The 19,827-nt window shown below is 72.7% G+C and carries 17 protein-coding genes; 9 read left to right on the top strand and 8 right to left on the bottom strand.

Going from position 1 to position 19,827, the window contains the following annotated elements:
- The first annotated feature begins 43 nt into the window (after positions 1-43).
- Complete coding sequence (locus tag AC156L_RS06420) at positions 44-1,024, top strand: PaaX family transcriptional regulator (RefSeq protein ID WP_330876349.1); 981 nt, start codon at positions 44-46, stop codon at positions 1,022-1,024.
- 63 nt (positions 1,025-1,087) lie between these two features.
- On the opposite strand, the gene AC156L_RS06415 is transcribed toward AC156L_RS06420, so the two are convergent.
- Positions 1,088-2,269: a mandelate racemase/muconate lactonizing enzyme family protein gene (locus AC156L_RS06415; protein ID WP_330876348.1), complete on the bottom strand. Its 1,182-nt coding sequence runs from the start codon at positions 2,267-2,269 to the stop codon at positions 1,088-1,090.
- A gap of 191 nt (positions 2,270-2,460) precedes the next feature.
- On the opposite strand from AC156L_RS06415, the gene AC156L_RS06410 reads away from it, so the two are divergent.
- Together AC156L_RS06410 and AC156L_RS06405 are read left to right on the top strand one after the other, a co-directional pair.
- Positions 2,461-3,249: a FadR/GntR family transcriptional regulator gene (locus AC156L_RS06410; protein WP_330876347.1), complete on the top strand. Its 789-nt coding sequence runs from the start codon at positions 2,461-2,463 to the stop codon at positions 3,247-3,249.
- A gap of 217 nt (positions 3,250-3,466) precedes the next feature.
- On the top strand, positions 3,467-4,318 hold the full coding sequence (locus AC156L_RS06405; protein WP_330876346.1) for an amidohydrolase family protein: 852 nt from the start codon (positions 3,467-3,469) through the stop codon (positions 4,316-4,318).
- 135 nt (positions 4,319-4,453) lie between these two features.
- Here AC156L_RS06405 and AC156L_RS06400 read toward each other — a convergent pair whose 3' ends face one another.
- Positions 4,454-6,130: a ribonuclease J gene (locus AC156L_RS06400; RefSeq protein WP_330876539.1), complete on the bottom strand. Its 1,677-nt coding sequence runs from the start codon at positions 6,128-6,130 to the stop codon at positions 4,454-4,456.
- A gap of 194 nt (positions 6,131-6,324) precedes the next feature.
- Here AC156L_RS06400 and AC156L_RS06395 point away from each other — a divergent pair, with 194 nt between their 5' ends.
- The 3 genes from AC156L_RS06395 to AC156L_RS06385 all read left to right on the top strand — a co-directional run bounded on the left by AC156L_RS06395 (position 6,325) and on the right by AC156L_RS06385 (position 11,535).
- Positions 6,325-8,961, top strand: coding sequence for an ATP-binding protein (locus tag AC156L_RS06395; RefSeq protein WP_484406674.1), 2,637 nt, complete (start codon positions 6,325-6,327; stop codon positions 8,959-8,961).
- 271 nt (positions 8,962-9,232) lie between these two features.
- Positions 9,233-10,336: a HesA/MoeB/ThiF family protein gene (locus AC156L_RS06390; RefSeq protein ID WP_330876344.1), complete on the top strand. Its 1,104-nt coding sequence runs from the start codon at positions 9,233-9,235 to the stop codon at positions 10,334-10,336.
- Positions 10,333-11,535: a hypothetical protein gene (locus AC156L_RS06385; protein WP_330876343.1), complete on the top strand. Its 1,203-nt coding sequence runs from the start codon at positions 10,333-10,335 to the stop codon at positions 11,533-11,535. Before AC156L_RS06390 ends, AC156L_RS06385 begins: the two co-directional genes overlap by 4 nt.
- 81 nt (positions 11,536-11,616) lie before the next feature.
- Here AC156L_RS06385 and AC156L_RS06380 read toward each other — a convergent pair whose 3' ends face one another.
- From AC156L_RS06380 to AC156L_RS06360, 5 genes are all read right to left on the bottom strand, one after another.
- Positions 11,617-13,131, bottom strand: coding sequence for a non-reducing end alpha-L-arabinofuranosidase family hydrolase (locus AC156L_RS06380; protein ID WP_484406672.1), 1,515 nt, complete (start codon positions 13,129-13,131; stop codon positions 11,617-11,619).
- Between the two features lie 634 nt (positions 13,132-13,765).
- The gene (locus AC156L_RS06375; protein ID WP_330876341.1) at positions 13,766-14,119 is read right to left on the bottom strand and encodes an ArsR/SmtB family transcription factor; all 354 of its coding nucleotides are present in this window, start codon (positions 14,117-14,119) and stop codon (positions 13,766-13,768) included.
- 85 nt (positions 14,120-14,204) lie between these two features.
- The gene (locus tag AC156L_RS06370; RefSeq protein ID WP_330876340.1) at positions 14,205-15,854 is read right to left on the bottom strand and encodes a SulP family inorganic anion transporter; all 1,650 of its coding nucleotides are present in this window, start codon (positions 15,852-15,854) and stop codon (positions 14,205-14,207) included.
- A gap of 31 nt (positions 15,855-15,885) precedes the next feature.
- Complete coding sequence (locus tag AC156L_RS06365; protein WP_330876339.1) at positions 15,886-16,062, bottom strand: hypothetical protein; 177 nt, start codon at positions 16,060-16,062, stop codon at positions 15,886-15,888.
- A gap of 214 nt (positions 16,063-16,276) precedes the next feature.
- Positions 16,277-16,705: an arsenate-mycothiol transferase ArsC gene (locus tag AC156L_RS06360; protein WP_330876338.1), complete on the bottom strand. Its 429-nt coding sequence runs from the start codon at positions 16,703-16,705 to the stop codon at positions 16,277-16,279.
- Positions 16,706-17,002: 297 nt separating this feature from the next.
- Between AC156L_RS06360 and arsB the strand changes: the two genes are divergently transcribed.
- The gene (gene arsB / locus AC156L_RS06355; protein ID WP_330876337.1) at positions 17,003-18,085 is read left to right on the top strand and encodes an ACR3 family arsenite efflux transporter; all 1,083 of its coding nucleotides are present in this window, start codon (positions 17,003-17,005) and stop codon (positions 18,083-18,085) included.
- Between the two features lie 78 nt (positions 18,086-18,163).
- Positions 18,164-18,514 (top strand): ArsR/SmtB family transcription factor, encoded by a 351-nt coding sequence (locus tag AC156L_RS06350; protein ID WP_330876336.1) that lies wholly within the window; start codon positions 18,164-18,166, stop codon positions 18,512-18,514.
- A 210-nt stretch (positions 18,515-18,724) separates the two neighbouring features.
- Here AC156L_RS06350 and AC156L_RS06345 read toward each other — a convergent pair whose 3' ends face one another.
- On the bottom strand, positions 18,725-19,387 hold the full coding sequence (locus AC156L_RS06345; RefSeq protein WP_330876335.1) for a hypothetical protein: 663 nt from the start codon (positions 19,385-19,387) through the stop codon (positions 18,725-18,727).
- Positions 19,388-19,621: 234 nt separating this feature from the next.
- Between AC156L_RS06345 and AC156L_RS06340 the strand changes: the two genes are divergently transcribed.
- Positions 19,622-19,825, top strand: coding sequence for an MbtH family protein (locus AC156L_RS06340; RefSeq protein WP_330876334.1), 204 nt, complete (start codon positions 19,622-19,624; stop codon positions 19,823-19,825).
- Positions 19,826-19,827 lie beyond the last annotated feature (2 nt).

Here is a 19,827-nt window from a genome sequence, read left to right as displayed (position 1 = left end):
ATTACAGTCGTGGCACCCGCCCGCGACCCGTGCCGGAGCCGCCGTGACGAGCCCGTACGACATCGACGAGATCTTCCCGGACGACTCCGGACCGGTTCGGCTCCCGCGGCGGCAGTCGGGCAACTCGCCGCAGGGCCTGGCCGTGACCCTGCTGGCCGACTTCACGCTGTACACCCGCGCCTGGATCCCGTCCGCGGCCATCGTCGCCCTGCTCGCCGAGGCGGGCGTCAGCCACGCCGGAGCCCGCACCACCATCAGCCGCCTGTCCCGCCGCGGTGTGCTGGAGGGCAGCAAGCACGGGCGCAACAGCTCCTACCGGCTCACCTCGGCCGCGGCCCTCAACCTGGCCGTCGGCGGGCGCGCCATCGTCTCCGCCGCCACCGACACCGGCGCGTGGGACCGGACGTGGACCCTGGTCGCGTTCTCCCTGCCCCAGGACGAGGTCGCGCGGCGGCGGGAACTCCGCAGCCGGTTGCGCTGGCTCGGCTGCGCGCCGCTCTACGACGGCCTGTGGGTCTCGCCCCAGGACCTCACCGCGAAGGCCGAGGCGCAACTGGCCGACCTCACCTTCGGCGCGGTGACCGTCTTCCGCGCCCGGCACGTCGACCTCGGCGCCTCCACCGGCCGCGATCCGCTGGACGCCTGGGACACCACGGCCATCGCCCGGCAGTACGAGGCGTTCATCCAGCGGTGGAGCACGCTGCTGCCCGACGTCCGGACCTCGATCAGCGGGGTGGAGGCGGTCCGCGCCCGCACCGAGGTCATGGACACCTACCGCCGCCTGCCCATCCTCGACCCGCGGCTGCCCCTGGAGCTGCTCCCGCCGGACTGGCCGCGCCACGCCGCCCGCGACCTGTTCGCCGCCGTCTACGACGGCCTCGCCGCACCCGCCCAGGACCACGTCCGGGCCATCGTCGGCCGGTTCACCACCGACCCGCTCACCGGGGTCCGCGCCCACACCGTCGCCGACCTCCTCAGCGGCGCGGCGGGCGATCCGTGCGTCGACGGGGTGGGGAGGGGCTGACCGTCCTCGCCCGCACGGCCACCGGACGACGAGGACCTGCTTCGTCCTCCTGGACCGGCCGGGTCACGCGCCGAGGACGGCGCCCGCGGCTTCCCGGTCGACGTCGGCCGCGTGCAGGCGGTGCCCCGCGCGTTCGGGCCGGATGTGCGCCCCGCCGGACGTCGGGTGGGGGAGCAGGTGGGCCGCCGCGGCGATCGTCCCCTCGTCGACGCGGATGCCGAGGCCGGGACGGTCGCCGAGGACGAACGCCCCGTCCTCGACGTGGTGGTCGAGCGAGACGCCCAGCGCGGGCTCGATGTCCTGGAGTTCGCTGACCAGGTGGTTGGGCACCGACGTGGCGGCGTGCAGCAGGCCGACCGGGGTGCTGCCGACGGGGCTGACGGGCAGGTCGTGGGCGTGGGCGAGGGTGGCGACCCGGAGGAAGTGGGTGACGCCCCAGACCGCGGCCGTCTGGACGATGTCGACCGCTCCGGCCGTGATGAGCGGGCGGTGCTGTTCGAGGCCGGTGAGGTTCTCGCCGGTGGCGACCGAGGCGCGGATGCCGCGACCGGTGGCCGCGTGGCCCTCCACGTCCCAGCGCCGCACCGGTTCCTCGATCCAGGTCAGGTCGAGCGTCCGCTCGATCTCCGCGACGTGGCGGACCGCCTGCTTGCGCGTCCAGGTCTCGTTGGCGTCGAGCATCAGGCTCGGCCGGGTACCTCGGGCCGCCTCGGTGAGGATGTCGCGGACCAGGGCGAGGCGGTGGCGGTCGCGGTCGACGTCGAGGCCTCCCTTGACCTTCGCCGCCCGCAGGCCCCGGTCGGCGTAGGCGAGGTGGACCGCGGTGAACTCCTCGTCGTCCAGCCCGATGTCCAGGCCCGAGGCGTAGGCGGGCACCCGGCGGTCGCGACCGCCGAGCAGCCGCCACAGCGGTTCTCCGGCCGCCTGGGCCTTGATGTCCCACAGCGCGGTGTCCAGCGCGCCGATGGTGCCGAACACCGGGCCCGCGTGGCCCGCCTTGAACGTCCGGCGCAGCATCCGGTCGTAGAGCGCGGTCACGCAGCGCGGGTCCTCGCCCTCGATGGCGGCGAAGACGCTCTCGACCTCCACGTGCGGTCCGAGACCGACGCCGGTGAGGCCGGCGTCGGTCTCGACGACGACGATCGGCACCCGGACGCGGCCGTCGGCGTGCACGCCGTTGGCGTCGCCGATCGGTCGACCCCAGTCCTGGACCGTGGTGAGGAGCCGGTACCCGGTGATGCGCATGTCAGCCCTTCGGAGTGCTGCCCTCGCGGCGATGTGACGCCGACGTTGCCCAGCGCGGTGCGGCTCACCTCCGGAGACGGCCCGACGAACTACGGTGAACGTAATTCGTATGACGTATTACGTCAACGGGTCGGGGTGGCTAGACTCGCCGCCACGCCCGAACGCACCGGCTCGGGCACACCGGAGGAACGATGACGGCGCCAGGCCTCGACCCGATCGCGAGCCCACCGGTCGCCCCGAACTGGGCGCGGCGTCCCGCGAACCTGGCCACGGCGGTCACCGCCGAACTCGTGGCGCGCATCGTGCGCGGCGACCACCCCTCCGGCACGTCGCTGCCGCCGGAGCCCGCGCTGTGCGAGGCGTTCTCGGTGAGCAGGACCGTCGTCCGCGAAGCGGTGAAGGTGGTGCAGGCGAAGGGGATGGTCCAGGTGCGCCAGGGCGCGGGCACCGTGGTCGCCCCGCGGGCGCTGTGGAACACGCTCGACGAGGTCGTGCTCGGGGCCGTCGTCGCCGAGGACGAGACCCTGGGCGTCCTGGACGACGTGGTGGTCACCCGTCGACTGCTCGAATCGGACATGGCCGGGGTCGCGGCTCGCACCGCGGACCAGGACACCGTCGACGCGCTGCGCGCGCTCGTGGACCTGATGGACCGGCTGGTGGACGACCCGCTCGCCTACCGCGAGCAGGACCGGGCGTTCCACGACAGGATCATGCGGACGTCCGGCAACCGCATCGCCAGGGGCGTGGTGCGCGCGCTGGAGAGCCAGGTCGGCAACACGGCCCGCTACACGGGCAGGACCGACCCGGACCTCTGCGCGGAGTCCAACAGGGGGCACCGCCGCGTCTACGAGCGGATCGCGGCTCGCGACCCGGCAGGCGCCGCCGAGGCGATGTCGACCCACATCACCGAGGCGTGGCTCGTGCGCCGGGGCGGGGCGGGGGAGCCGGGCCGCCTGGAGCGCTGGTGCGGTGACCGCTGACCCCGTCGGGTGTCGCGCCGTTCGGGTGGAGCCGCGCGAGACCCGGTGGGATCGCGGTCACCGCACCAGCTCTTCGCGGCGCACCCGCTCGACGCGGAGGGTTCCGATGACACCGGCACGGTGGACGACGCCGAGGAACGGAGCGATCTGGCATGGGTGACTTCGACGGACCGGGCATCGACCGCCAGGGCGTCCGGCGGCAGCGGATCGGACAGGCGTGAGCGCGGCGCGCCGGATCGACGCGCACCACCACCTGTGGGACCTCGCCGCCCGGCCGCAGGAGTGGCTCGCGGGGCTGGAACCCCTCCACCGCGACTTCGGCGAGGCCGACCTGCGCGCGGCGACCGGCGCCGCGGGCATCGACGCCACGGTCCTGGTCCAGGTGCTGCCCGACGTCCGGGAGACGGTGGAGTTCCTCGCGCTGGCCGGGGAGTCCGACCTGGTCTCGGGGGTCGTGGGATGGGTCGACCTCACCTCGCCCGACGTCGCCGACCAGCTGGACGGGCTGCGGCGCGGACCCGGTGGCGGCAAGCTGGTGGGCGTCCGGCACCTGGTGGAGCCCGAGCCCGACCCGGAGTGGCTGACGCGTCCCGACGTGGTCGCCGGACTGCGGGCGGTGCGCGACGCCGGACTCGTCTACGACGTGCTGACCCGCCCGCACCAGTTGCCCGCGGTCGTGGCGGTGGCGAAGGCGTTGCCGGACCTGGTGTTCGTGCTGGACCACCTGTCCAAACCGGACATCGCGGGCCTCGTGCTCGAACCGTGGGCGGCCCGGCTGGCGGAGCTGGCCGCTCTGCGCAACGTGGCCGCGAAGGTGTCCGGGTTGGTGACCGAGGCGGGGCCGCACTGGACGGTGGACGACCTCCGGCCCTGGGTCGACGTCGCGCTGGAGGAGTTCGGGCCGTCCCGGTTGATGTTCGGCACCGACTGGCCGGTGTGCCTGCTCGCCGCGTCCTACGCCGAGGTGGTCGAGTCGGCCCGGCAGGTGACCGACGGCCTGAGCGCCGCCGAGCGCGACCAGGTCTTCGGCGGCACGGCCACCCGCGTCTACCGGTTGGGGGATCGATGACGGCGACCACCCCGCCTGGCCGGGGTTGGAACGCGCGGTGGTCGGGTCGGGACCCTCGACCACGGGTGAACGGCGGGCTCCGGCCGCCGTTCACCCGTGGCCACCACGAGGGGTGGGTCGTCGATCAGCCTGCTGTCACGCCTCGACCACCACGGGGATGACGACGGGTCGGCGGCGGTGGGTCCGGTACGCCCAGTTCTGCACCTCGCGTGCGATGACCTGTTCGAGCCGCTGGATGTCGGTCGCGTCCCGCCCGGCCGCGTTGGCCAGCGCCTTCTCGATGGCGGTGGTCGCGGATCGGAAGGTCGAGGCGTCGTGCTCGAAGCCGTGGGCGATGAAGTCCGGCGGTTCGGCGAGCTGCCGGGTGTCGAGGTCGACGAGAGCGACGACGGTGATCACCCCCTCCTCACCGAGGGTGCGGCGCTGCGCCAGCGATTCCTCGGTGACGCCGCCCACGGTCTGCCCGTCGACGTAGACGTTGTGGATCTCGACCTTGCCGGTGATGCGGGCGCGGCCCTCGTGCAGGTCGATGACGTGGCCGTTGGAGGCGATCGGCACCCGGTCGCGGTGCACGCCGGTCTTGACCGCCAGCTCGGCGTTGGCCCGCAGGTGGCGGGCTTCGCCGTGCACGGGCAGCACGTTGGCGGGCTGCACGATGTTGTAGCAGTAGACCAGTTCGCCCGCGCTGGCGTGCCCGGAGACGTGCACCTTGGCGTTGCCCTTGTGCACGACGTTCGCGCCGCGGTCGGTCAGGCCGTTGATGACCCGGTAGATCGCGTTCTCGTTGCCGGGGATGAGCGAGCTGGCCAGCAGGATGGTGTCGCCCTCCTCGACCTGGATCGAGTGGTCGCCACCGGCCATGCGCGACAGCGCCGCCATCGGCTCGCCCTGCGAGCCGGTGCAGACGAGGGTCACCTTCTCGGGTGACATCCTGTCCATGCGCTTGACGTCGACGACCAGACCGTCGGGCACCTTGAGGTAGCCCAGCTCGGTCGCCACACCCATGTTGCGGACCATCGAGCGGCCCACGAAGGCGACCTTGCGACCGTGGGCGTGGGCGGCGTCGAGGACCTGCTGGATGCGGTGGACGTGGCTGGCGAAGCTGGAGACGATCACCCGTCGACGCGTGGTGCGGAACACCTCCTCGATGGCGGGCGCGAGTTCGCGTTCGGAGGTGGTGAAGCCGGGCACGTCGGCGTTGGTGGAGTCGACCAGGAACAGGTCGACCCCCTCTTCGCCGAGGCGGGCGAAGCCGCGCAGGTCGGTCATGCGCCCGTCGAGGGGGAACTGGTCCATCTTGAAGTCGCCGGTGTGCAGGACGAGGCCGGCGGAGGTGCGGATGGCGACGGCGAGGCTGTCCGGGATGGAGTGGTTGACCGCGAGGAACTCCAGGTCGAACGGGCCGCGGGCGAGCAGCTTGCCCTCGGTGACCTCGACGGTCACCGGGGTGATGCGGTGTTCGACGAGCTTGGCCTTCAGCAGGCTCAGGGTCAGCCTGGACCCGATGACCGGGATGTCGGGGCGTTCGCGCAGCAGGTAGGGGACCGCGCCGATGTGGTCCTCGTGGCCGTGCGTCAGCACGACCGCGACCACGTCGGACAGGCGGGCCCGGAAGTGGCTCCAGTCGGGCAGGATCACGTCCACGCCGGGCTGGTGCTCCTCGGGGAACAGCACCCCGCAGTCGACGACGAGCAGCTTGCCGTCGTACTCGAACACGGTCATGTTCCGGCCGATCTCCCCGAGTCCTCCCAGGGCGACGACGCGGAGGGTGTCCGGGGAGAGGGGCGGCGGAGGGGCGGAGGTTCGAGCCATGGTCACGCCGGTCACGGTATGCGGGTGGCCGGGGGCGGCGACAATCGCCCTGGTGCAGCCGGTGGATTCGGCAGGTCGGAGGGCCTGGACCGGGACACCGCGGGCCCGTCGGCCGGTAGTTTCCACCTGACGAGCAGCACCACGGGACGTCGGGGGACGTCGGGGACGCGTGGGCGATGCGAGGGGGAGTGCCCGTGGCCGCGAACGGGGAGGCGCCGTCACCCGCCGGAGCGACGACGGTCGAGCACCTGACCGAGCGGCTGCGACTGCTCCAGGCGTGGTCCGGGATGTCCTACCGGGCCATCCACCGCGAGCTGGCGCGCGACCGGGTGGCGCGCGGTGTGCCGGAACGGCCCGTGCTCAACACCGTCTACCGGTGCTTCCAACCCGGTCGGTCGCGGTTGGACGTGGAACTGGTCGTGGACATCGCGCGGCTCCTGCTGGGCGACGACGACGCGGCCGAGCAGTGGCGGCACGGCTGCCTGCTGGTCGCGAGCACGGCGGCCGCCGCCGCGATCGTCGGCGTCGCGGGGACCTGGCCGGACGACCTGCCCGCGTTCACCGGTCGTCAGGACGACCTCCGCCGCGTCCTCGCGCCGGACGCCGCCCTCGGGTGGGTCATCGCCGGGATGCCGGGGGTCGGCAAGACGAGGCTGGCCGTCCACGCGGGCCACCGGCTGATGGCCGACGGGCGGTTCGACGACGTGCGGCTCGCCGTCGACCTGCGCGGCTACGACCCCGACCGGCCGCCCGCCGACCCGAGCGCCGTGCTGGAGGGCTTCCTGCGCAAGCTCGGCGTGCCCGGCGACCGCGTCCAGCACCTCGGCCTGGCGGGCCGGGCGGACAGGTTCCGCGAACTGCTGGCGGGCCGCACCGCGCTGCTGCTGCTGGACAACGCCGCCTCCGCCGAGCAGGTGGCCCCCCTGCTGCCCGGCACCTCCGGCTCCTTCGCCCTGATCACGAGCCGCCGCAGGCTGCCGGACCTGCCCTCGGTGCGTTCGCTGACCCTGGACGTGCTGGCCGCCGACGAGGCGGTCGAACTGCTGCGCCGCGCCTCGGGCGACGCCGTCGACGCCGACCTCGGCACCGCCGCCGAGATCGCCGGACTGCTCGGCCACCTGCCGCTGGCGTTGGACCTGCTCACCGGGCGGATGCGGGCGAACCCGGACTGGGCGCTGTCCGACCACCTCGACAGGCTCCTGCACCACCGGCGCGGCCTGCGCCTGGACACCGGCGTCGAGGTGGCGATCAGCCTGTCCTACCGCGACCTCCCCGCCGCGCCGCGGCGGACGTTCCGGCTCCTCGCCCTGCACCCCGGCTCCGACCTCACCCCGCCCGCCGTCGCGGCGCTCACCGGCACCGACCCCGACCAGGCGCGCGGCGAACTGGACCAGCTCGCCGCCGCCCACCTCCTCCAGCAGCCCGTGCCCGGCCGCTACCGCTTCCACGACCTCATCCGCACCTACGCCACCAGCCGCGCGCACGACGAGGACCCCGCCGGAGCCCGCCGCGCCGCTCTGACCCGTCTGGTCGGGCACTACCTGCACACCACCGGCCTCGCCGTGGACCTGCTCTACCCGCACGAGCGGGACCGCCGACCGCGCATCCCCGACCAGCGGGTGCCGCCCGCGCAGCTCGCCGACCCGGCCGCCGCCCGCGCCTGGCTGGACGTCGAGCGGACCGATCTCCTCGCCGTCGCCACCCAGCCGGACCAGGACGGCGCGCTGCTCGCCGCGGTCCTGCACCGGCACCTGGCCGTCACCGGCGGCTACACCGACGCGCGGCTGCTGCACGAGCACGTCATCGCCCGAGCCGGACGGCGGGGCGACACCGCCGCCGAGGCCCGCGCGCTGCTGGACCTCGGCGAGATCGACGTGCGCACCGGGCGGTACGACCTGGCGATCGACCACGTGCGGGACGCCCTGGCCCTGCCAGACGGGCTCGCCGGGCCCCTGCCCGTCGCCCGCGCGCTGCGCTACCTCGCGATGGCCAACCAGTTCACCGGCCACTACGACCGCGCCATCGACCACCTGGAGCAGGCCGTCGAGGTGAGCAGGAGGGCGGGCGACCGACCCGGCGAGGCCAGCGGCCTGGGCAACCTCGGCGTCGTCCACCAGCTGACCGGGCGCTACGCGGAGGCCGCCGACCACCACCGGCGCGCGCTGGTCGTGTTCGACGCCCTCGGCGCGCTGGAGGACAAGGCCCGCGCGCTGAACCACCTCGGCACCCTCGCCCGGCTCCTCGGGCGGTACTCCGAGGCGGCCGAGCACCACCGGCGGGCCCTGGACCTGTTCACCGACGTGCGGGCGCTCGAAGGCCAGGCGTCGGCGCACGACCACCTGGGCGTCGTCGAACGGCTCACCGGCCGCCTCCACCAGGCCCACGACCACCACCGCCGAGCACTGGAGCTGTCCCGGCGGATCGGTGATCGGGACGACGAGGCCCGCGCGCTCGACAACCTGGGCGACCTGCACCGGACGGCGGGGCGGTTCGACCTCGCCGTCGAACACCACGAGCTGGCCCTGGCCCTCTACCGCGACCTCGGCGACCCCGGTGGGCAGGCCGCAGCGCTCAACGGGCTCGGCGAGACGGCCCTCGCCACGGGCTCTCCCCGTGCGGCGCTGACCGCGCACGCCGAGGCGTGCGCGTGCGCGGGCGAGATCGGCCACCAGCAGGAGCAGGCCCGCGCCTGCGACGGCCTCGCCCACGCCCACCACGTCCTCGGTGACCACGACCAGGCCCGCGAGCGGTGGCGGCAGGCGCTGTCCCTCTACGAGCGGCTGGGCGTCGCGGAAGCCGACACCGTCCGCGCCCGACTGCGCGACCGCTGAGCACGCGGCCCCGTTCGACTTCGTTCGAGAACCGCCTCCGCCGGGCCGGGGGCGGCAAGCTCGGCACCGAGGCCGACGAGGCCGGTCCGGCGTCCGGTCAGGGGGACCGGCGCGTGCGCGGAAGGGGGGTGTCGCCATGACCATCGAGGTTCGCAGGGTCGAGTCCGTGAAGGCCACCGGCAACGACGGCTGAGCCGGTCGCCCGCACGGGGTGGGGTCGCGCGTCGGCCCCACCCCGTGCCGTCCGGTCGGCGACAGAGGGGGAGAACCGATGCGAGTGGTGTTGAAGGAATGCGCGTGGAAGCCGCTGGACGGGGACCTCGTCCTGGTCCGCGATCCGCGCGAGGCGCTCACGCTGGCCGACCCGGACGGCCGGGTGGCGGCGCTGCTCGACGAACTCCGCCGCGGACCCGCGACGGCGGCCGACCTCGCGCGGGCCCTCGTGGCGCGCGGTGTCGAGATCACCGAGGACGACGTGGCCTCCGGGCTGGACGGGCTCGATTCGCTCGGCCTGCTGGAACGGCCGGACCAGCGGTCGCTCGGTGACCCGGAACTGGACGCCCGCCAGTTCTCGAACCTGACGTTCTTCGCGTCCTACGCCCGGCGCGACCAGTCCCGCGCGGAGTTCGTCCGCCGGGTCCGCGAGTCCCGCGTGCTGGTCCTGGGCACGGGCGGGGTCGGGTCGAGCATCGTGCAGTGCCTCGCCGGGCTCGGCGTCGGTGCCATGACGCTGGTCGACCGCGACGACGTGGAGCCGCGCAACTTCGCCCGCCAGTTCGTCTACCGCCACCGCGACCTCGGGCGCTCCAAGGTCGAGCGGGCCGCCGAGTGGGTGCGCGAGTACGACCCGGCCATCGAGGTCCGCGCGGTCGACCGGTGGATCACCGGAGCCGCCGACCTGGCCGACCTCACCGGCGACGTCGACATCGTCGTCGGCGGGCTGGACTCCGAGCAGGGCGCCCACCTGTGGGTCAACGAGGCCGCGCTGCGCGCAGGCGTCCCGTACGTCGGCGGGGGGATGCAGCGGACGCAGTTCATGTACTTCTCCGTCGACCCCGGCACCAGCCCGTGCCTGCTGTGCGACGAGTCCGACCGCCCCGCCCCCGGCGACCCGACCTCCGCGGGCGTGGCGCAGGAGCTGTCGAGGTCCCTGCGGTTCAACAACGCGCTCATCGGCCCGATCGCCATGCAGCTCGGATCGCTGATGGCCTACGAGGCGCTGCGCTACCTGAGCGGCTTCGAACCGCCCCGCGCGGCGGGCGCGCAGGTCGTGCTCGACCTGCGCACCGGGCTCGTGCCGACCTGGCAGCCGTTCCCGCGCGACCCGCTGTGCCCGGCGTGCGCTCTCGCGGCCGAACCGGTCACCCGGCCGTGAACGCGCCCGAGGTGGTCCGCCTGCGGCCGCTCAGCGTGGTGGCCGAAGGCGATGACGTGCTCATCGGCGACCCGGAGACCGGCACGTTCGTCACCGTGCCCGCCATCGGCGGGCTCGTCGTCGCCGCGCTGCGGCGCGGCGACAGCGTGGAGGCCGCCGCGGCCGAGGCCGAGGCCGCCGCGGGCGAACCGGTGGACGTGACCGCGTTCGTGGCCGTGCTGACCGACCTGGGGTTCGTCGACGACGGGACCGGCGAACCCCGCGAGGCGCCCGCCACCGCGCCGATCCAGGGCAGGCGCTGGGTGGCGGGCGTCGGTCCGCGCCTGGTGCGGCCGTTCTTCGGCCGGGTCGCCTGGACCTGCTACGCCGCGCTCGCCGTGTTCTGCACGGCCGTCCTCGCCACCGTCCCGGCGCTGTTCCCGGAGCCGACCCGCGACGCGTTCCCGCTCGGTGACACCGGGCTGAACGCGGTGCTGCTCGTGCCGCTGTCGATGTCGACGATGGCGCTGCACGAGTGCGGGCACTGGCTGGCGGCCCGAGCCGCGGGCCTGCGCGCCCGGTTCGGCGTGGACCGGCGGATGATGCTCCTGGTCTTCGAGACCGACCTGACCCAGCTGTGGAGCGTCCCGCGCCGCGCGCGCTACGGCCCGCTGCTGGGAGGGATGGCCCTCGACGTCGTGCTGCTCGCCCTCCTGCTGGCCGGTCGGCTGCTGATCCACACGGGTGCCTGGTCCGCGGCGGACCCGGTGGACGCGGTGCTGGCGGTCGGCGTGTACCTCAAGCTGGCGGGTCTGCTGTGGCAGTGCATGGTGTTCCTGCGCACCGACCTGTACGCGGTGCTGGTGAACCTGCTGGGCTGCCACGACCTGTGGCGCGTCAAGACGCTGCGGCTGCGCGAGGCGTTCGGCGCGCTCACGGCCGACCAGGCCGCCGAACTCGCGGGAGCCTCCACCGCCGACCGCCGCGCCGCGGGCTGGTTCCGCTGGCTGTGGCTGGCGGGTTTCGCGGGCGTGCTCACCTGGTTCGCGGTGTTCGTCCTGCCGGTGCTCGCGACCGTGCTGAGCTGGGCGGCGACGCGGATGGCGCCGGGACCGCTCACCGGCGGGTTCTGGTACGCCCTGCTGTGCGCGACGGCGCTGCTCGGCCCGTACGCGCTCGCCGCCGCGCTCGCGGTCCGGGACCGCGTGCGGCGCGGCTGAACCAGCACGGCGCTCGGCACCGGTGGGTCGGCGCCCCCACCCGGGGAGGGGTGGGGGCGCCGACCCGGCCGCGCTGGACGATCAGCGTTGCAGCGTCAGCACTCCCGGTCGCCAGGGCAGGCGGTTGTAGTCGCCGCCCGCGTTCGGGTCCTTGCCCTGGTAGAGGAATTGCAGGTTGCAGGGGTCGATGGTCTTGGTCTGGTCGGGGTTGCTGCGGACCAGGTCGCCGGGGCTGATGTCGTTGGTCCACGTCGCGCCGCTGTTCGCCCTGCCCGCGAAGGGGTTGCTCTCGGTGGCGGCCTGCGGAGTCCACGAGCCGCCCAGGCTGCTGGAGGTGAACGAGCGGAAGTAGCGCCCGCCGCTGCCCATCGCCTCGACGATCATGAGGTACTGGTTCTGGTCCTTGACCTTGTAGACCTCGACCCCCTCGAAGAGGTTGGCCTGCGTGTCGCTCATGATCTGGGTCCACGACGAGCCGAAGCTGCCGGGGAAGTTCCCGATGGGCATGCTGGCGCGGTAGATCTTGCCGTTGTCACCGGCGAAGAACAGGTACATGGTCGAGCCGTCGGCGATGAGGGTCTGGTCGATCGGTCCGGTGCTGGAGTTGGGGATGCTGCCGGTGAAGAGGGTCTGCTGCGCCGACCACCCGTTGGCGTTGGTGGGGTCGCTCGACGTCCGGTAGCTGAAGGCCGTCCCGCCCCACTGGTAGGCGAGCACCCAGACGTTCTTCGGGGCGAAGTAGAACAGCGTGGGGGCCACGGTGCCGGAGTTCATCCCGTTCTGACCGGCCGAGGCCATGTCGGACCAGTTCGTGAAGGTGCTGAAGTTCATCGAGCCGTACTGGGCCGAGGAGTTGACCGTCGACCCGTAGACGAGGTGCTTGCCGTTGTGGATGACGCTGGTGAAGTCCTTGAGCGAGAGCCAGCCCGACTTCGGGTTCGCCAGCGAGCCGGTCGACGACCAGCGGTAGGTCGACGGGAGCGTGCACGATCCGGTCGGCGGGGCGTCCACCTTGACGAGCTGCCACTGCTGGTTGGCGCCGTTCTGGTCGCCGTACTGGACGACGGCCGCGCCGTCCGCGGTCGACGAGCCCGTCACCTCCAGCGCCTTGCCGCTGTTGCGGTTGATCAGCTTGACGTACCCGCTGTCGGTGTCGACGAGGCTGAACTGCTGGTTGGTCCCGTTGAGGTCGGCCCACTGCTGGACCTTCGCGCCGTCGGCGGTCGACCTGCTGTCGACGTCGAGCACCTTGCCGGAGTTCTTCGACTTCAGCTTGTAGTAGCCGCCGCCGGAGTCCACGAACTGCCACAGCTGGTTGCCGAGGTCGTGGCGTGCCCACTGCTGGACGACCGCGCCGTCGGCGGTGGAGGTGCCCGACACGTCCATCGCCTTGCCGCTGTTGCGGTTGACCAGCGCGTACCACGCACTCGTGTCGACGGTCGCCGCCGACGCCACGCCGGTGTCGAGCGCGACCGCCGAGGAGGCCGCGAGGGCGGTCGCGAGCAGGGCGGTCAGCGCACGTCCCCATCGGCCGCGTCGGAGGCGACCCGTACGGCGGGGTGGCACGGTCGGCGGGGCTTGGCCCATCGAACTCATCGGTGGTTCTCCTTCGGCATCAGGGCCCGCACGAGGCCCGAGGTGCGTGACAGGGCTCGATCCCCGTGCTTCCCGCGGTGGTCGCGGCAGCACGCGGGACTGATCGGCAGGGCCGCCCTGTCGGTCCGGCGGCCCGTCCGATAACGGCCAGTGCGGATGTTAGCGATCACAATTTAACGCCAAGGTACTTGTTGTGAGTGGACTGAATAGAGTAATTGTGGGTGATTTAGGGCTTTTATCAGGCGTTTTTGATGTCCGATTCTATGGGTGGATCGTTTGCTAAATATTTAGCGTTAACATGGATCTTGGTAAGGGGGTCGCGTCGGGAGGATCAAGCCGTGGAGGAGCGCCCGGCGCGGGCAGGGACACCAGCCTGGGAAGCTCGTCGCCGCGACGGTCGTGGCCGGCCCCGGCTCGGTGAGGACCCAGGCCGCGGCGGTGCGTTCGTCGTGGTGAACCGGTGGTCGGGGTTTCCCGGCATCCCTATGCGGTCGGCCTACCCATCGTGGTCACCGCCGAGGCTCGTCGAACAGGGGCGGAGGTCCCCGTGAAGCAGCTTTCCGCAGAGGTCCGTTCGACAACTCATCGCCGCGCTCCCCGGAAAGGAGCATTGGTCGATCCCGCGGCAGCGCGGCTAGCCGGTGACCTGGCTCCGGGCTGGATCCGGGGTGCGCAGGTCCTCCAGCAGCTCGACCTGTCCGGAGAGGACGGTGGTGAGGATGGTGCGCGCCACCGCCAGCAGCTCCGCCACGTGGGGGCTGGTCAAGGAGTAGTACACGGTGGACCCCTCCTTGCGCGTGACGACGAGGCCCGCGCGGCGGAGCACCGCGAGCTGCTGCGACAGGTTCGACGGCTCGATGCCCAGTTCCGGCAGGAGTTCCGCGACGGCGTGCTCGCGTTCGCTGAGCAGTTCCAGGACCCTGATGCGGGCCGGGTGCCCCAGCGTCTTGAAGAACTCCGCCTTGAGCTGGTACAGGGGCTTGCTCATGCGGGTCCGCCGTCGTCGCGTCGTGGGCCTGGTGCGGCGGTCGTCGTCACGTGCCGCCCCCGTTCCGCCGTCTGGTCATCGGACTCTAGCAACGCCGCTGCCCGCCCTCCTCGCGCAGCAGGGTGCGGGCGTGCTCGATGGCCTCGGGCGTGGAGGCGAACACCCGGCCCAGCGCGCGGAGGCGGGTGGCCAGGCCGAGCGCGTCGAGCACGCGTTCGTGGCCGGGTCTGATGCCGGAGACGAGCACGGCGGTGCCCCGGTGCTCCAAGCGCTCGACGACGTCGCGCAGCACGATCGCGCCGGTCGCGTCGACGGTGGTGAGGCGGGAGAGCCGCAGGACGACGACCTTGACGTCGGTGACCTCGGTGAGCTCCAGCAGGAACCGGTGAGCGGCGGCGAAGAACAGCGGCCCGTCCAAGCGGTAGGCGACGATGTGCTCGGCCAGCAGCGACCGTTCCTCCTCGCCGTGGTGGCTGTGGTCGAGGACGACCTCCTCGACCCTGGCGGTCTTGGCGATCGAGCGCAGCGCCAGGCCGCAGGCGACGACCAGGCCGACGACGACGGCCGTGACCAGGTCCAGCGCCAGCGTCGTGGCGGCGGTCAGGACGAGGACGAGCGCGTCGGAACGGGTGGAGCGCAGCAGCGCGAGCACCGACCCGACCTCGACCATGCGGATCGCGGTGGCCAGCAGCACCCCGGCCAGCGCGGCGACGGGGATCGCGGCCACCAGCGGGGCCGCCGTGAACACGATGGCGGCCAGCACGAGCGCGTGGCTCAGGGCGGCCAGCCTCGACCTCGCCCCAGCCCGGACGTTGACCGCCGTGCGGGCGATCGCGGCCGTCGCGGGCACGCCGCCGAAGAGCGGGGTGACCAGGTTGGCCAGGCCTTGACCGAACAGCTCCTTGTCCGGGTCGTGGCGCTCGCCCACGCTCATCGCGTCCGCCACCGTGGCGGACAGCAGGCTCTCCAGGGCCGCCAGCGCCGCCACCGCCACGGCCGACGGCAGCAGGGTCGTGAGGGTCGTCAGGTCCAGGAACGCCGGCGACGGCACGGGCAGTGAGGACGGCAAGGCCCCGATGCGCGCCACCGGCAGGTGCGCCGCCCAGACGACGAGCGTCGCCACGACCACCGCGACCAGCGAGAACGGGATCGCCGGACGCCACCGGGCGCCGAGCAGCACCACCAGCGCCACGCCGAGCGAGAGGGTGGCGGCCTGCCAGGTCGGGTTCACGGCGAAGCGGGCCACCGCCTTCGCCGCGACCAGCGCGACCTGCTCCCCGTGCGGCGTCGGCACGCCGAGCGCCGCGGGGACCTGCTGCAACGCGATCACCCCTGCGATGCCCAGGGTGAACCCCTCGACCACCGGAGCCGGCACGTACCGCACGTACCTGCCCGCTCGCGCCACGGCCAGCCCGACCAGCAGCACGCCCGCCATCAGGCCGACCGTCAGCACACCTCCTGGACCGTGAGCCGCCACGATCGGGACCAGCACGACGGTCATGGCCCCGGTCGGTCCCGACACCTGGAGGCTGGAGCCGCCGAACACGGCCGCCACCGCGCCCGCCACGATCGCTGTGACGAGGCCGGCGGCGGCACCGAGCCCGGAGGCGATGCCGAACCCCAGCGCGAGCGGCAGCGCGACGACCGCCACCGTCACCCCGGCCAGCAGATCGCGTCGGGGGGACAGGGTGAACGACGTGAACTCGGCCCGGCCCGGCAGCAGGGACCGCGGCATCAGCGGACGCTCCGGAGGTGCGACGGCGGAGTCAGCACGCCTGCTCGTCGTCGAGGTCGACGCCGTGCTCGCGGGCGAGGCGCAGCAGGTTCCCGAGGTCGGCCTCGTGCAGGCCCGCGAGCTCCTCGTCGCCCGCGGCCCGTGCCGCGCGGGCCGACTCGTGGGCCGATTCGACCCTGGCGCGCACCGTGGTGGCGAACTCGCTCATCCGTTCCCTCCTGTGCGACGACCCCCTGAAGGTTGCGAGTTACATCATCTTATGAATTGCAAACTTCTTCAAGTCATGCGGCGCGCGATCGTCGGTCCCGGTGTCGAGATGGGCGAGTCGAAGACGCCGGACGGCAGGTCGCCGACGGCCGCCGTCCCACGGGTGCGACCGCCCGCTGGTCTCGATCGGCCGAGCGCCGTGAGCGGCGCGTCCGTCACGCCAGGGGTTCGACGTGGCTCCTCCGGTCGAGGAGTTCGGCGAGGAGCGCGCGCACGCGGCGGTCGATGTCGTCGCGGATGGGGCGGACGGCGTCGACACCCCGGCCCGCGGGGTCGTCGAGGGGCCAGTCGAGGTAGCGCTTGCCGGGGAACACGGGGCAGGTGTCGCCGCAGCCCATGGTGATCACCACGTCGGAGGCCTCGACGTCGGCGTGGGACAGCTTGGTCGGGATCTCGGCGGTGATGTCGAGGCCGAGTTCGGCGAGGGCTTCGGCGGCGGCCGGGTTGACCTTCTCCGCCGGTGCCGAACCCGCTGAGCGGACCGCGATCCTGCCCAGCGCGTAGTGCTGGAGCAGCGCCGCGGCCATTTGGGACCTGCCCGCGTTGTGGACGCACACGAACAGCACTTCCGGGATCTTGCCCACCGTCGTTCTCCTCGTCGTGGCGCTGGTCGTGGGACGTCGCGTGCGGCTCGCCGCCCGCCGATCGGACGGCGACCCCTCGGCGCCGTCGACGCAGAGCAGACCAGCTTGGATCGACGTATGTCAATGTGAGGGGAGTCGTGTCCACGGGTCGGGCGTGGGCGTCGCCCGCGTGGGCGACGCCACCTGACGGATCGACCGATGTCGATGTACTCTCCGGATCGATGACAGTCGATCCAAGGATCGCCTGTGCGTGCCCGCCGACGTGGCGGGCGCCCACCACCGAGTTCGGAGGCCCGGTTGAGCCAGGACGCCCAGCCCGTCGCGGCGGAGTCCGACGTCCTTCAGCGGTTGTCCTTCCTCGACCGGTTCCTGCCGGTGTGGATCGGCGTGGCGATGGTGGTCGGGCTGGCCTTCGGCCGGTTCGTGCCGGGGCTCCAGGGCGTCCTCGACGCGGTCGAGGTCGACGGGGTGTCGTTGCCGATCGCGCTGGGCCTGCTGCTGATGATGTACCCGGTGCTGGCGAAGGTCCGCTACGACAAGCTCGACACCGTCACGCGGGACAGGCGGACGATGGCCCTGTCGCTCGTGTTGAACTGGGTCCTCGGACCCGCGCTGATGTTCGCGCTGGCGTGGACCTTCCTGCCCGACCTGCCGGAGTACCGCACGGGGCTGGTCATCGTCGGGCTGGCGCGGTGCATCGCGATGGTCATCATCTGGAACGACCTCGCCTGCGGTGACCGCGAGGCCGCCGCGGTGCTGGTCGCGCTCAACTCGGTCTTCCAGGTGGTCATGTTCGGCGTGCTCGGCTGGTTCTACCTCGACCTGCTGCCCGCCTGGCTCGGCCTGGGCACGGCGTCGGTCGACTTCTCGCCGTGGCAGATCGCCAAGAGCGTGCTGATCTTCCTCGGCATCCCGCTGGCCGCCGGCTACCTCAGTCGCACGCTCGGCGAACGGCGTCGCGGGCGGAGCTGGTACGAGTCGACGTTCCTGCCCCGGATCGGTCCGGTCGCGCTGTACGGCCTGCTGTTCACGATCGTCGTCCTGTTCGCGTTGCAGGGGGAGACGATCACGTCCCGTCCGTGGGACGTGGCGCGCATCGCGCTCCCGCTGCTCGTCTACTTCGCGATCATGTGGGCCGGGTCGTACGCGTTGGGCAGGGCGTCCGGGCTGTCCTACGAGCGCACCACCACGCTCGCCTTCACGGCCGCGGGCAACAACTTCGAGTTGGCCATCGCCGTGGCGATCGGCGTCTTCGGCGTCACGTCCGGTCAGGCGCTCGCGGGCGTGGTCGGGCCGTTGATCGAGGTGCCGGTGCTCGTGGGGCTGGTCTACGTCAGCCTGCGGCTGCGCCGCCGCTGGGTCGCGCGGAGCGGGAGTTGAGCACGGGCGGCCCGCTCGGTGCCTCGGACGCGGCACCGCCCACGGCACCAGGGCCGTGACCTGCGTACTGTGACGGGTGTGGATGCGACGAGCACGCGCGGGCTCCCGGCGCTCGTCGACGGCTGCGCTCGCGTGAGCGTGGCCGCCGAACCGCTGGACCGGTCGACCGCCGAGCGGTTGGCCAAGCTCCTCAAGGCCGTGGCGGACCCGGCTCGCCTGCAGTTGCTCAGCATCATCCACGGCGCTCCGGGGGGTGAGGTGTGCGTCTGCGACCTGGTGGAACCGCTGGGGTTGAGCCAGCCCACGGTCAGCCACCACCTCAAGGTGCTCACCGACGCCGGCCTGCTGTCCCGTGAGCGCCGGGGGACCTGGGCGTACTTCAGCGTCGTCCCCGAGGGGTGGCAGGCGCTGCGCGCCCTGTTCGCGTGACCTGACTCCGCTCGCCGTTCGGGATGCCCGGAGACACCTCCGCACGACCGCCGTCGGGTGCGGGTCCTCGGCGCGGCCGGGTCACGGGGAGACGGTGAGTCCGGCGCGGCGAACCGCGCGCGGCTCGCCGCCTCCGCCCGTCGAGCCGAGGTCGGCCGGCCGCCGGCAGTGCTGCTCCGGTTCGCCTGGTGGGAGGGTGGAGGCGTCCGCTCACCGGACGGTGATGTCCGCCGGGAACCTCGGGTCGATCTCGTAGTGGGTGTCGTACTGGCTGCTGAAGCCGGTCACGCCGACCCGCCTGCCCACGGCGAGGCCGGTGAGGTCGATGCCGGTCTGGGTGTTGACGAAGATGGTGAGTTCGCCGGAGCCGTCGTCGACGAAGAACTTGTGGCCGTAGGGCAGGTCCGACTCGGGGGCTCGGGTGATCGTGGCGGTCACGCGCACCAGGAGGCCCTCCGTGGTCTCGTTGACGGCGGCGGTGGCCAGCCGCTTGGGGGGGACCGCGGGTCCCGTACCGCGCACGCGCACCGCGGCCGGGGTGTCGGGGACCAGGACGCGCAGGCCCGAGCTGTCGCGCAGCGTGCCCGTGGCCCGCACCCTGGCTCGGGGCGTGACGCGCAGGTCGGTCGCGACGCTGACGTAGATGCCCGCGGAGCGGTCCTGGATGGCGAAGCCCTTGTCGAAGAAGCTGGATTCGAACGCGCCCGACGGGGTCGTGGCGGTGCCCTCGACCGTGACCACCGTGCCGAGCGGCAGGGTCCGCGCCCTGGCGATGGTCACCGGGTGGTGCGACGTGTCGGCCCGGGCGGGCGCCACCCCCGCTGAGACGAGCGCCAGGAGCAGGACCGGGATGGTGCGCTGCCACGGAGACATGGTCGAAATCCCTTCTGGCCGAGCCGCGCCGGTGCGCGTGGTTCCGAACTGGTCGGATGATTCGGTTCGACTAAACCCAGGATTACGGCGCCTGGTCCGCGGCGGATGACCGGAAAAGCACCGTACCATCGCGGTGGGGGTGCGACAACCGGCGTGGTTCGGAGGTCATTCGACTTCCTCATGGCCGCCCTCCGCTATGCCATAATCTAGTTCTGCCTACTGGGGAGGAACAGCATGGGTGAAACGTCGCAGTACGTCGTGGTCCTCAACGACGAGGAGCAGTATTCCATTTGGCCCGAGGGCAAGGCCATTCCGGAGGGGTGGCGGCCGGACGGATTCGTCGGGGCCAAGGAGGAATGCCTCGCGCACATCGACGAGGTCTGGAGCGACATGCGGCCGCTCAGCCTGCGTCGGCTCATGGAAGAGCAGGTGCGGTAGTG

Source organism: Umezawaea sp. (assembly GCF_057122925.1).
Note: the sequence above shows the minus strand (reverse complement) of the source record. Positions and strands in the feature narration are given on the sequence as shown.